This window comes from Kitasatospora albolonga (assembly GCA_002082585.1).
GTDB classification, from domain to species: Bacteria; Actinomycetota; Actinomycetes; order Streptomycetales; family Streptomycetaceae; genus Streptomyces; species Streptomyces stephensoniae.
This window is the reverse complement of record CP020563.1, coordinates 6824424-6836687: the sequence shown is the minus strand read 5'-3', so window position 1 is coordinate 6836687 and position 12264 is coordinate 6824424. Positions and strand designations below refer to the sequence as shown.

Below are 12264 nucleotides of genomic sequence, written 5' to 3'. Positions count from 1 at the left end.
ATGACGCTGAACTATCAGGACGTGGTGACGGCCGATCTGTCCTCCCTCACGGACGTGGCCGGGGCGTGGAAGAGGATGGGCGAACGCTTCGGCGAGCTCAAGGACGACTACGCGCAGCACGTACAAGGTGTACTGGCCAACGGGAACTGGCAGGGGGAGGCGTTCGGCGCCCAGCAGAACGGCGCCGCGGCCATCGCCTTCGAGTTCGGGGCGGCGAAGACCGAGGCGCTGGCCGTCGCCGCCCTTCTCACGGCCGCGCAGACCGAGCTGACCCGCCTCCAGAAGGCGGTCAGGGAACTGGTCGCGGACGCCGAGAAGAAGGAGTACAAGGTCGACAGCACCGGCCGGGCGACCTATGTCGGGTACGACAACCTCTCCCCGCAGGAGCGGTACGTCTTCCAGCACGACCCCGACCACACCCGTCTGCTGGCCGACGCCCGGGAGAAGGCGCGGGGCTGGACCGCCGCGATAGCCAAGGCGGTCGGGGCGGTCGACGACGCCGACCAGAGCGTCAAGCGGGCGTTGACCCGGGCGACACGAGACGTCTCGATGGACGGTATCGGCATCGGCGGGTTCAACACCGCGGCCGAGAGCGATCTCGCGAAGGCCGGCCGGCCGGAGCCCGAGCCCCGCAAGAAGGGCGGCTGGGTCGCCGAGACCGGTTCCGAGGCGTCGGGGCCGGGGCTCGGGACGGACGCCAGCGGTCCGGACGTCGCGAAGGGGAAGCTGGCCGAAGCCGAGGCGAGCGCCGACCTCGGCAGCGCCAAGGCGGAGGCCACGCTCACCAACGGTTCGACGGAGCTGGCCGGGGAGGCCGAAGCCTACGCGGGCGCCAAGGTGTCGGCGGCCGCCGGTATCACCAACGGGGGCGCCCAGGCCGAGGCCAAGGGCTTCGCGGGCGGCGAGGCTTCGGTCGGCGGCACCGCCGCCACCGGCCCCGTCGGGGGATACGGCCGGGCCGAGACCATGGCGGGCGTGGAGGCCGGGCTCAACGCGCAAGCGGGTGCGGAGGGGGTGGCGGTGGGCGCCGAGGCGTTCGCCGGGGCGAAGGCCAGCGCCGGGGCGGGCGCGGACGTCGCCGGGATCGGCGTGGGTGCCACGGCCGAGGGCTGGGCCGGTCCCGGCGCCGAGGCGGGGTTCAACGCCAGCAGGGACGCCAACGGCGTGTGGCACTTCGGTCCGAGGGTGGGCGTCTCGCCGGGCCTCGGTGGCTCCGTGGGCTTCGAGTTCACCGTCGACCCGGGGAAGTTCGTGGACACCGTGGGCGATGCGGCGGGCTGGGTGGGGAAGGGGATCGGCAGCCTGTTCTGAGGGATGGCACCACGACCCCGGTGCCATGAGCACGCCATTACCCGTGAGGAGATTCCGGATGACCACCACCCTGCCCGTACCGATCGCGTTCGAACTGCCGGACGGCTGGCGCGCCGCGCCGCCGGACGGAGCGGGCGCGCCGGGCGCCGCGTTCGTCGCCCTGCACCCGCGTCCGGACGCGGGATTCACCGCGAACATCACGGTCGACGGCGGGTTCCGCCCGGACCCGGCGACGCTCGCCGAGATCGCCGACGAGTCGGTGGAGAATCTGCGCGGGTCCGGCGCCTCGGTCGAGATCGCCGAACGCCGGGAGGTCGGTTCGAAGGACGCTCCCGGCCTCACCCAGACCCTCGCGGTCTCGGCCGTCGCCGGGGGCACGCTCCGCGACCTCGTCCAGTCGCAGGTCTATCTGTCCCTGCTGGACGTGGACGATCCGGGCAAGCGGGCGGTGATCCGGCTGGTTCTGACGGTGACCGCGTCCCAGCACGGCTCGGTGGTCGAGGACTTCCGGGAGTTCGTGCGCACGGTCCGCCCGGACACCGGCACGGCTCAGTAACACGCCCGCCGGAACGGGCGCCCCCTGAAACGGACGTCCCCAGGAACGAGCGCCCGCCGGAACGGCTCCGCTCCCACCCGCCCCTTCGACCCCGCACAGGTGACCTCATGGGATGGTTCGACAAGCTGACCGGGACCAGGCACCCCGAGGCCGGGACGGCACCCCGGTCCGCCGAGGAGCTGCGGACGGCCCTGCTCGGTCTCAACCGGCCGGACGTCCCCTACGTCATCGGCGACGGCGCGGCGCACGGCGCCGATCTGGTGGCGGGGTGGCGGATCGCCGAGCCCGCCTGGCAGACCTTCTTCATCAGGTCCCAGTTGACGCACGCCCTCCGCATCCGGATGCGGCTGGCCGAGGACGTCCCCGAGGTCCGCGCCGTCGAGGAGCAGTGGGAGGTCACCCGGGTCGGGAATCCTCCGCGGCTACGGGCTTCGGCGGAGTACGCGCGCGGCGGCGGCAGGACCGTCTCGCGCAGGTACACACTTCAGCGGGGGAAGAACGGGCGCCTCGAAGCAGCCGAGTCCTTCAGCTTCGACAGCGCGCAGCTGACGGACCCCCTGCGGGACACCGTCCTCGCAGCGGGCTGGACCTGGCGCGGGGTGGTCTTCGGCAAGCTCTGAGCAGTCCGTCGCCCCCTCCGGCGACCTACCGGCGCCACCGTGCCCCGTATGCTTCCCGCCGACCGTCTCGCATCCTTCGCAAGGGAGTTCTCATGCCCATGGCCCGCTCGACCGCAGTGACCTGGAGCCTGTCGGCGGTGGCCGCCGGGGCGCTGCTCGTCGGCTGTTCGGGGTCGGTCAGCATCGGAAACACGGAACCGAAGCTGTCGTCGGACAAGCTCGCCACGACGGTCTCCGAAAAGCTCGCGGCCACCACGAACCAGCCGAAGCCGGACATCACCTGCCCCGAGGACCTCGTCGGGAAGGTCGGCACCACCACGCGCTGCACGCTGACGGCGGACGACGGCAGCACCCTCGGTGTGACGGTCACCGTCACCTCGGTCGAGGACGAGCGGATCAACTTCGACATCAAGGCCGACGACACGGCGTCCCCCGCCGCGAACTGACCCTCCCTCTCCGGGCACGTACCGTCCGCGCGGTCCTCGTCGGTGCGGTCTCCGCACGCGCGGTCAGCGCCTGCGCGGGATCACCGGCCAGGCCGGCTCGACCACCGCGGCCGGGTCGGCCGTGCGGCGCAGGTACGCCTGGAGCGAGGCGGACTGTTCGGCGGCGGCGCGGACCTGGAGGGCGTGGAGCTCGGTGGGGGGCAGGGTGCTGACCGGGCGGTGGCGCTCGCCCATCAGCCGGACCACACGGACCGCCGCCACCGCGTCGGCGCTCGCCTCATGGGCGTCGGACAGCGTCACGCCGTAGTGCTCGCACAGGGCCTGGAGCGCCCGTTTGCCCTTGCGGTACTTGTCGACGTGCTTGTCGATCACCAGGGGGTCGATGACGGGCGAGGGCACACCGCCGATCCGCTGCTCGACGGAGTCCAGGCCGTACCTCGCGCACTCGCGGTCCAGGAGCGAGAGGTCGTAGCGCGCGTTCATCACCACCAGCGGCACCCCCGAGCGCAGCACCTCGGCGACCGCGTGGGCTATCTCCCCGACGGCCGAGGCCGCCCGCGCGCCGTGCCTGCGGGCGTGGTCGGTGCCGATGCCGTGGATCGCGGCGGCCTGCTCGGGTATCGCCACCCCCGGGTCGAGCAGCCAGGTCCGCTGCTCGGAGACCGTGCCGTCCGGCTCCAGCCGGACCAGCGCGGCGGTGACGATCCGGTCGCTCTCGACGTCGGTCCCCGTCGTCTCCAGGTCGAAGCCGACCAGTGGTCCCTGATGCCAGCTCATCCCGATACCTCCTTCGTGGTCCCCCGTGGTGTTCTCCCCCGAGTGATGACCACCTTCGCATGCGGCACTGACAACACCGGAGACGAGTCGCGGGGCCCTACGACACCGGGCGCGAGTCCGTCCACACCGACTCGAACTCCTCGCGGTACGTCTCGAAGAGGCCGCTCTCGCTGTCCTGCCCCGCCCGCACCACCGTGCGCCGCCCCCCGCCGCGCAGCACCAGCACCGGCGCCTCCATGCCCCGGGCGCGCCGCAGATAGGGCTGGACGACACCCACCGCGTCCGCCCCGTCGCCGTCCACCAGGTACGCGGTGAAGCGCGGGGTCTCGTCGAAGACCTGGATCTCGAAGGCGCCCGGGTCGCGGAGCCTGGAGCGGACCCGGCGCATGTGGAGGATGTTCATCTCCACCGAGCGGCTCAGCTCGCCCTTCTTCAGGCCCAGTTCCCGTTCCCGGCGCTTCACCGCGCTGCTGGCCGGGTTGATGAAGAGCAGCCGGACCCGGCAGCCCGACTCGGCGAGCCGGACGAGCCGGCGGCCGGAGAAGTTCTGGACGAGCAGGTTGAGCCCTATGCCGATGGCGTCCAGCCGCCGCGCCCCGCCGAACAGGTCCTCGGCGGGCAGCTGGCGCTGGAGCCGGACCCGGTCGGGGTGGACGGAGACCACGTCCGCGTACCGGTCGCCGACCAGCTCCTCCACCGCGTCCACCGGCAGCCGGTCGGCGGAGGGCACCCCCGCCCCGCTGCCGAGGATGTCCAGGAGGCGGGCGGAGGCGCGCTCGGCCTGGGCGAGGACCGCCTCGTTCAGCGCGCGGTTGCGGGAGACGACGTTACGGGTCACCTCCAGCTCGTCGAGAGCCAGCTCGACGTCCCGGCGGTCGTCGAAGTACGGCTCGAAGCACGGCCAGTGCTGGACCATCAGCTCGCGCAGCTGCGGCAGGGTGAGGAAGCTGAGGACGTTGTCGTCGGCCGGGTCCAGCAGATAGCCCTTGCGGCGCGAGACCTCGCGTACGGCGACGGCGCGCTGCACCCACTCCTGTCCGGCGGGTCCGGCGGCGGCCACCACCCAGTCGTCGCCGTGCACCGGCTCGTAGATCGGCCGGAGCACCGCGGCGACCACCGCACGCAACCGCTGTTCGACCAGATTCAGCCAGATATAGGCGCGCCCGGCCCGCTGTGCGCGGGTGCGCACCTCGCTCCACGCCTCGGCGCTCCACTCCAGCTCGGCACCGATCTCCATGGGCTGCGCCAGGGACACCGCCCCGGGCGGCGCATCGGTCGGTTCCCCCTCGTGACCTGCGTCACCTGGGGGTAGCTCGAACCCTCCCGAGCTCACCCGCGTACCGCCTTCCACTCCCCCACCCAACGATCAAGGAAGGGTACTCCGGGAGCGGGACGCGGTGCAGCCCGATGGCCGGGCCGGTTTCTCAACTCCGGTGGAGCGGCGGCCTGTTCCTTGCGGCGAGATCGGGTGGAGTGAGCGGATTCATAGTGATTGGGCACCCCGGCGAAAGCCGTGATCCGGACGCCCGCCGGAGTGCCGCGCCCGCAATCGCGTCCGGGGCGGCACCCGGGTGTCCGAAGTTGACCGGTGTGGCCGGAGACGGGCGACGGGACCCGGCCGCACCGCACGGCGTACTAGGTGGGCGCCCCCCTTTCGTGGAGTATTCGGGGGTAACCGTCAGGGGGTAACAGGCCGAGGAAGGCCGACGCACCCGGATCAGAAATGGAAGAGTTCTGCCTATGCAGGTCTGGCCGGGACACGCTTATCCCCTCGGCGCCACCTACGACGGCGCCGGTACCAACTTCGCGGTCTTCTCCGAGGCCGCCCACCGGATCGAGTTGTGCCTGCTGCACGACGACGGTTCGGAGACGGCGGTCGAGCTCCGCGAGACCGACGCCTTCGTGCGCCACGCCTATCTGCCCGGGGTGATGCCGGGTCAGCGGTACGGCTTTAGGGTGCACGGGCCCTACGAGCCCCAGCACGGGCAGCGGTGCAACTCCGCCAAGCTGCTGCTGGACCCGTACGCCCGTGCGGTCGCGGGGCAGATCGAGTGGGGCGAGGCGGTGTACGGCTACCCGTTCGGGCGGCCGGACGCCCGCAACGACCTCGACTCGGCGCCGCACACCATGAGCTCGGTGGTGGTGAACCCGTACTTCGACTGGGGCGACGACCGCCGCCCCCGTACGGACTACCACCGCACCGTGATCTACGAGGCCCATGTGAAGGGCCTGACGATGCTCCATCCGGGGCTTCCGCCCGAGCTGCGCGGTACGTACGCGGGGCTCGCGCACCCGGAGGTCATCGCGCATCTGACCGAACTGGGTGTCACGGCGATCGAACTGATGCCCGTTCACCAGTTCGTCCAGGACCACCGCCTGGTCGACATGGGGCTCGCCAACTACTGGGGCTACAACACCATCGGCTTCTTCGCCCCGCACAACGCGTACGCCTCCTGGGGCGAGCGCGGGGAACAGGTGCTGGAGTTCAAGCAGGCGGTCAAGGCCCTGCACCAGGCGGGGATCGAGGTCATCCTCGACGTCGTCTACAACCACACGGCCGAGGGCAACCACCTCGGTCCGACGCTCTCCTTCCGCGGCCTCGACAACGCCTCCTACTACCGGCTGACCGACGATCAGCGGTACTACATGGACACCACGGGCACCGGGAACTCCCTGCTCATGCGGTCCCCGCACGTGCTCCAGATGATCATGGACTCGCTGCGGTACTGGGTGACCGAGATGCATGTGGACGGCTTCCGCTTCGACCTGGCGGCCACCCTGGCCCGCCAGTTCCACGAGGTGGACCGGCTCTCCTCCTTCTTCGACCTCGTGCAGCAGGACCCGGTGGTCAGCCAGGTGAAGCTGATCGCCGAGCCGTGGGACGTGGGCGAGGGCGGCTACCAGGTGGGCAACTTCCCGCCGCTGTGGACCGAGTGGAACGGCAAGTACCGCGACACGGTCCGCGACCTGTGGCGGGGCGAGCCGCGCACGCTCGCGGAGTTCGCCGGACGGCTGACGGGCTCCTCCGACCTCTACCAGGACGACGGGCGCCGCCCGCTCGCCTCGATCAACTTCACCACCTGCCACGACGGCTTCACGCTGCACGACATGGTGTCGTACAACGAGAAGCGGAACGACGCCAACGGCGAGGGCAACCGGGACGGCGAGAGCCACAACCGGTCCTGGAACTGCGGAGTGGAAGGCGAGACCGACGATCCGGAGGTGCTGGCGCTGCGGGGCCGGCAGATGCGGAACTTCATCGCCACGCTGATGCTGTCGCAGGGCGTGCCGATGCTGAGCCACGGCGACGAGTTCGCGCGGACGCAGAAGGGCAACAACAACGCCTACTGCCAGGACAACGAGCTCTCCTGGATTCACTGGCCCGACCCGGACGCCGGTGCCGAGGACTCCCCCGGTGACGAGTTCCGGCGGAACATGCTGGAGTTCACCCGGGCCATGGTCTGGCTCCGCCGCGACCACCCGGTCTTCCGGCGCCGCCGCTTCTTCCACGGGCGGCCGGTGGAGGGCACGCACGACGAGCTCTCCGACATCGCCTGGTTCACCCCCGAGGGGGAGGAGATGACCCAGCAGGACTGGCAGGCCGCCCACGCCAAGGCGCTGACCGTGTTCCTCAACGGCCACGCCATCTCCGAGCCGGGGCCGCGCGGGGAGCGGATCTCCGACGATTCGTTCCTGCTGATGTTCAACGCGAGCGCCGAGACGCTGGAGTTCGCCGTTCCGGTCGACCACGGGGAGCAGTGGCAGGTCGTCGTGGACACCGCACGGGCCGAGGGGGTGCCCCCGGGGACGGGTCCGAAGGTGGCCGAGGGCGAACGGGTGGCGCTGATCGGGCGCAGCCTGACCGTGCTGAAGCGCCCCGCCTGACGCCCCGCATGATCCGCCCCCCCCTGCCTGACGCCCCCGCCCGAGGGCACGCGCGCAGGACCGGCGAGGGTGAGCGTTCCGCCCGGGGTGACACAGTTCGCCCCGGGCGGGGTACGTAGAAGTCCATGACGCCCACCGCCACGTACCGGCTTCAGCTCCAGCCCGACTTCCCCTTCCCGGCGGCCGAGAAGGCGGTGCCGTACCTGGCCGCGCTCGGCGTCTCCCATCTGCACCTCTCCCCCGTCCTGGAGGCGGTCCCCGGCTCCCGGCACGGGTACGACGTGGTCGACCACAGCCGCGTACGGCAGGAGCTGGGCGGTGAGGAGGGGCTGCGGAGCCTCGCCGCCGCCGCCCGGGAGCACGGGCTCGGGCTGGTCCTGGACATCGTGCCCAACCACATGGCCGCCGTGCCCCGGTACAACCGGCAGCTCCGGGAGGTGCTGCGCGAGGGCCGGTCCTCCCCGTACGCCCGCTGGTTCGACATCGACTGGGCGGCGGGCGGCGACAAGGTGCTGCTCCCGGTGCTGGCCGGTCCGCTCGGCGGCGAGCTGGAGGCGCTCACCGTGGACGCCGACGCGGAGGTGCTGCGCTACGGCGAGCAGGAGTTCCCGCTGCGGGCGGGCACGGCGGAGCTGCCGCTGCCCGAGCTGCTCGACGCCCAGCACTACCGGCTCGCCTGGTGGCGGCTGGCCCGCACCGAGCTGAACTACCGCCGCTTCTTCACCGTCTCCGAGCTGATCGGGGTCCGCGTCGAGCACCCCGAGGTCTTCGACGCCACCCACGGCAAGGTCCTGGAACTCCTCAGCGACGGGGTGCTGGACGGGCTGCGCATCGACCACCCGGACGGCCTCGCCGACCCGGCGGCGTACCTGCGGCGGCTGAACGAGGCCACGGGCGGGCGGTGGACGGTCGTGGAGAAGATCCTCACCGGAGACGAGCACCTCCCGCCCGGCTGGGCGGTGGCCGGGACGACCGGCTACGACGCGCTGCACCGGATCGACGGGCTGTTCACGGACCCGGCGGGGGCGGCGGAGCTGCTCGGCCGCTACCGGGAGTTCGCGGGCCCGCCCGGCGACCGGGGCGGCTACTGGAAGGCGACCGTCCGCCGGGCCGCCTACCGGGTGGCCACGCACGAACTGGCCTCCGAGACGGCCTGGCTCACCCGGCTCGCCACCTCCGTCTGCGCCGCCGACCCCGCCCTGCGCGACCACGCGCCCTGGGCGCTGCGGACGGCGATCCGGGAGCTGCTGGTACGGGTGCCGGTCTACCGGCCGTACGTCACGGCGGGCGTACCGCCGACCCGGATCGCGGAGGAGACCCTTCCGGAGGACGCCGTACGGGAGGCGAAGGCGGTGTTCTCCGTGCCGGAGGAGGCCGCCGCCGTCGACACCGTACGGGATCTGGCGCTCGGGCGGCTGGGCGACGGGGAGGAGCGGGCGGCGTTCTGCGCCCGGTTCGCGCAGACGGCCTCCGCGCTGCACGCCAAGTCGGTGGAGGACACCGCGTTCTACCGGTACGTGCCGCTGGTCTCCGCGACGGAGGTGGGCGGGGACCCGGGGCGGCCCGCGGTGACGGTGGACGAGTTCCACGCCTTCGCCACCCGCATCGCCCGGGACTGGCCCGCCACGGGGACGGTCCTGACCACGCACGACACCAAGCGGAGCGCCGATGTACGGGCCAGGATCGCGGTCCTGTCGGAGTGTCCGGAGCGGTGGGCGGCGCTGGTGGCGGAGCTGACGGGCGCCACCCCCGTCGCGGCGCCCGACCCGCAGCTGGCCTGGCAGTCCTGGCAGTCCGGTTACGGCTGCGCTCCCCTGCCCGCCGATGAGCTGGGCGCCCGGCTGGAGCCCGCGCTGCTGAAGGCGGTGCGCGAGGCGGGGCTGTTCACCAGCTGGACGGAGCCGGACGCGGCGTACGAGCGAGCGGTGACGGACTTCGTGGCGGCGGGCCCGGGCAACGGCTCCGGTACGGCCCGGAGGCTGGTGACCGCCTTCGCGGAGTCGCTGGCTCCGCAGGTCCGGGCCAATGTGCTGGGGGCGGCGCTGGTGCAGCTGACGATGCCGGGGGTGCCGGACCTGTACCAGGGGACGGAGAGCGAGTACCTGGCCCTGGTCGACCCGGACAACCGCAGCCCGTTCCGGCGCCCGGGGGAGATGTCGGAGAAGCAGGTGGTGACGGCGGCGGCGCTGGGGCTGCGGCGGGAGCTGCCGGAGGTGTTCGGGGAGTCGGGGACGTACGTACCGCTGGGCGCCCGGGGCCCGGCGGCCGGGCATGTGGTGGCGTTCTGCCGGTCGGGCGAGGTGGCGGTGGCGGTGACCCGGCTGTCGCTGCGGCTCGCGGAGGACGGGGGCTGGCGGGGCACGGTGGTGGAGCTGCCGGACGCGGGGCCGTGGCGGGATGTCCTGGAGCCTTCGCCGGGCCGGGAGTTCACGGGGGGCGCGGTGGCGGCGGGTGAGCTGTTCGCGGAGCGGCCGGTGGCGCTGTTGCGGAGGGTACGGGGGTGAGGCAGGCGCCGGGGAGGCGTCTCAGGACGGCCGTACGAGGAGGCTCCTCGGCCCCCGGGTGAGCAGCCCGCTGGACGCCGGACGGAAGCCGTCGGCCCAGCGGATGCGGGGCATCGCCTCCAGCAGGGCCCTCAGTCCGGCTTCGGCCTCCCTACGGCCGAGCAGGGCGGCGGGGCAGCCGGCCGGGCCGGTGATCAGGGGGTCCTGGTCGGCGCGCAGCGGGTCGAAGCGGTCGGGCGCGGCGAACCGGGCCGGGTCGCGCCCCGCCGCCCCGATGAGACAGGCGACGGGCGCCCCGGCGGGCAGCGTGCCACCGCTGACGCGGACCTCGGTACGGGTGCGGCGCAGGATGATCTGGACGGGCGGGTCACGGCGCAGCGTCTCCGTCCAGGCCCGGCCGAGCAGCATCCCCGCCCCGGCCCCGCCCGCTGCGGCGGCCGCCGCCAGGTCGGGATCGTCCAGCACGTTGGCGAGGAAGGAGGCGAGGGCCTTCTCGCGGAGGGCGGTGGTCCCGGCACAGTCGTCGGCTCCGCCGCCGGGAAGCCGGTGGCCGGTGCGACGGGGCCGGGCACCCTGGTCGAGGCCCCCTGCCACGTCGGCCCCGGCTCCGGCTCCGGCGGGCAGCCAACGGCAGAACTCACCGACCAGGTCCGCCCGGTCGCGCCCGGATATCCGGCGGGCCAGGACGTACGCGGTGCGCTCGACGGCGGAGGTGGCCGGGGATGCGCTTCCCGGGTCCGGGGGCGTGCTTCCCGTGCTCGGGAACACGCTCTCCGGCTCCGGCTCCGGCTCCGGTGCCGTTCCGCCGACGGGGAGCGGTGTGCAGACCAGGCTCCCCCGGCAGAGCCCCAGCGGGGCCGGGACCGGGCCGCGCGGGGCCCCGTCGCGCGGGTAGCCGGTGAAGCGGGGGTCGGTGAGGGCCAGGGCCACATCCGCGTACCGGCTCAGCAGCCAGGCGCCGAGCCCGGGTTCGTAAGCGAGCGGGAAGTCGGTGCGCAGGACGCGGTAGAGGCGCAGCCGGTACGGGTCCGTCGAGGCGCCGGGTTCCAGCAGCCCCGGCTGTCCGCCCGCGATCCGGTGGGGGCGGCGGGCGGCGGGCAGGGCCTCTGAACGGTCGGCCGGCATCCCTCGTCGCCCCCTGCGGTCGTGGCGTCGCCCGTCGACGCACCTGCTCTCAGCGGACCACCGCCGGGGGCCCACCGCAGTCGGCGTACGCCCGTTCGGGTGAGGGGGCGCGAGGGCGCGGAGGGCCGGACGGCCGGATTCCGGTGCCGGGGAGGGCGGTGAGCAGTTCGGTGAAGGCCGCCGCCGCGCCGGTCAGAGGGGCGCGGGAGAAGACAGCGAGGGCCCGGAGCCAGGGCGGGTCGACGCTCAGGACCGCGCAGTCCTCGCCCAGCGCGCCGCGCACGGTGTGGCCGGGGGCGGTGGAGATGCCCACCCCGGCCGCCGCCATCCGGATCGCCGTGGACGTGTGCTCGGTCCACACCGCCGTACGGGGCTCGAAGCCCGCCACGCCGCAGACCCCGTCGAGGAACGGGCGGCCCTCGACGACGGGCTCCATGGCGCACCGGACCCAGGCGCGGTCGGCGAGCTCGTGGAGGCCGACCGAGGAGCGTCCGGCCAGCGGGTCGTCGAACGGGACGACGAGCACGATCTCCTCCTCCCCCACCGGGATGAGGGGGCCGCTCCAGCGTTCGGGGACCGGTCCGAGGGCGAGGTCGGCGGTGCCGCGTTCGACCTGGTCCTCCAGGGCGTCGGTACGGGCGTACTCGTGGAGGACGAGGCGGACGCCCGGGTGGGCCCGGCGCCAGTGGGCGAAGACCTCGGGGAGGAGGCCGACGGCCACCGAGTGCACGGTGGCGATGTGCAGTTCGCCGCCCTCGGCTCCGGCGGCGGCGCGGGCCGCGCGGCGGGCCTGGGCGGCGCTGCGGACGGAGCGTTCGGCGTGCGGGAGGAAGGCGCGGCCCATCGGAGTGAGCAGGACACCGCGCGGCAGCCGTTCCAGCAGTTCGCCGCCGATCTCACGTTCCAGCGCCTTGATCTGGTGGGAGAGGGCGGGCTGGGTGACGTGGAGCCGTTCGGCGGCCCGGGTGAAGGAGGACTCCTCGACGACAGTGACGAAGTACTCCATCTGACGCAGGCTCACCGGCTGTTCCTCATATCGG

The 12264-nt window shown here is 73.1% G+C and carries 10 protein-coding genes; 6 read left to right on the top strand and 4 right to left on the bottom strand.

Going from position 1 to position 12264, the window contains the following annotated elements; translation table 11 throughout:
• The 4 genes from B7C62_30085 (at position 1) to B7C62_30070 (ending at position 2933) form a co-directional block, all read left to right on the top strand.
• Complete coding sequence (locus B7C62_30085; protein ID ARF76046.1) at positions 1-1311, top strand: hypothetical protein; 1311 nt, start codon at positions 1-3, stop codon at positions 1309-1311.
• 58 nt (positions 1312-1369) lie between these two features.
• A complete protein-coding gene (locus B7C62_30080) occupies positions 1370-1867 on the top strand; it encodes a hypothetical protein (GenBank protein ID ARF76045.1) in 498 nt (165 codons plus the stop codon).
• Positions 1868-1974: 107 nt separating this feature from the next.
• Positions 1975-2487, top strand: coding sequence for a hypothetical protein (locus B7C62_30075; protein ARF76044.1), 513 nt, complete (start codon positions 1975-1977; stop codon positions 2485-2487).
• A gap of 92 nt (positions 2488-2579) precedes the next feature.
• Entirely contained in the window at positions 2580-2933 is a 354-nt protein-coding gene (locus tag B7C62_30070) for a hypothetical protein (protein ARF76043.1), read from the top strand.
• 63 nt (positions 2934-2996) lie between these two features.
• On the opposite strand, the gene B7C62_30065 is transcribed toward B7C62_30070, so the two are convergent.
• Both B7C62_30065 and B7C62_30060 read right to left on the bottom strand, forming a co-directional pair.
• On the bottom strand, positions 2997-3710 hold the full coding sequence (locus B7C62_30065) for a DNA polymerase III subunit epsilon (GenBank protein ARF76042.1): 714 nt from the start codon (positions 3708-3710) through the stop codon (positions 2997-2999).
• A 97-nt stretch (positions 3711-3807) separates the two neighbouring features.
• Entirely contained in the window at positions 3808-5043 is a 1236-nt protein-coding gene (locus tag B7C62_30060) for a hypothetical protein (GenBank protein ID ARF77435.1), read from the bottom strand.
• Positions 5044-5450: 407 nt separating this feature from the next.
• Between B7C62_30060 and B7C62_30055 the strand changes: the two genes are divergently transcribed.
• Complete coding sequence (locus B7C62_30055) at positions 5451-7595, top strand: glycogen debranching enzyme GlgX (protein ARF76041.1); 2145 nt, start codon at positions 5451-5453, stop codon at positions 7593-7595.
• Between the two features lie 125 nt (positions 7596-7720).
• Positions 7721-10099: a malto-oligosyltrehalose synthase gene (locus B7C62_30050; GenBank protein ID ARF76040.1), complete on the top strand. Its 2379-nt coding sequence runs from the start codon at positions 7721-7723 to the stop codon at positions 10097-10099.
• A gap of 21 nt (positions 10100-10120) precedes the next feature.
• Here the strand turns inward: B7C62_30050 and B7C62_30045 are convergent, their stop codons facing one another.
• Entirely contained in the window at positions 10121-11224 is a 1104-nt protein-coding gene (locus tag B7C62_30045) for a cytochrome (protein ID ARF76039.1), read from the bottom strand.
• 49 nt (positions 11225-11273) lie between these two features.
• Positions 11274-12245, bottom strand: a complete 972-nt coding sequence (locus B7C62_30040; GenBank protein ID ARF76038.1) for a LysR family transcriptional regulator — start codon at positions 12243-12245, stop codon at positions 11274-11276.
• Positions 12246-12264 lie beyond the last annotated feature (19 nt).

Bases quoted from the DNA above. Each gene is read 5' to 3' on its own strand.
- B7C62_30085 (ARF76046.1), top strand. From the start codon at position 1: ATGACGCTGAACTATCAGGACGTGGTGACGGCCGATCTGTCCTCCCTC.
- B7C62_30080 (ARF76045.1), top strand. From the start codon at position 1,370: ATGACCACCACCCTGCCCGTACCGATCGCGTTCGAACTGCCGGACGGC.
- B7C62_30075 (ARF76044.1), top strand. From the start codon at position 1,975: ATGGGATGGTTCGACAAGCTGACCGGGACCAGGCACCCCGAGGCCGGG.
- B7C62_30070 (ARF76043.1), top strand. From the start codon at position 2,580: ATGCCCATGGCCCGCTCGACCGCAGTGACCTGGAGCCTGTCGGCGGTG.
- B7C62_30065 (ARF76042.1), bottom strand. From the start codon at position 3,710: ATGAGCTGGCATCAGGGACCACTGGTCGGCTTCGACCTGGAGACGACG.
- B7C62_30055 (ARF76041.1), top strand. From the start codon at position 5,451: ATGCAGGTCTGGCCGGGACACGCTTATCCCCTCGGCGCCACCTACGAC.
- B7C62_30050 (ARF76040.1), top strand. From the start codon at position 7,721: ATGACGCCCACCGCCACGTACCGGCTTCAGCTCCAGCCCGACTTCCCC.
- B7C62_30045 (ARF76039.1), bottom strand. From the start codon at position 11,224: ATGCCGGCCGACCGTTCAGAGGCCCTGCCCGCCGCCCGCCGCCCCCAC.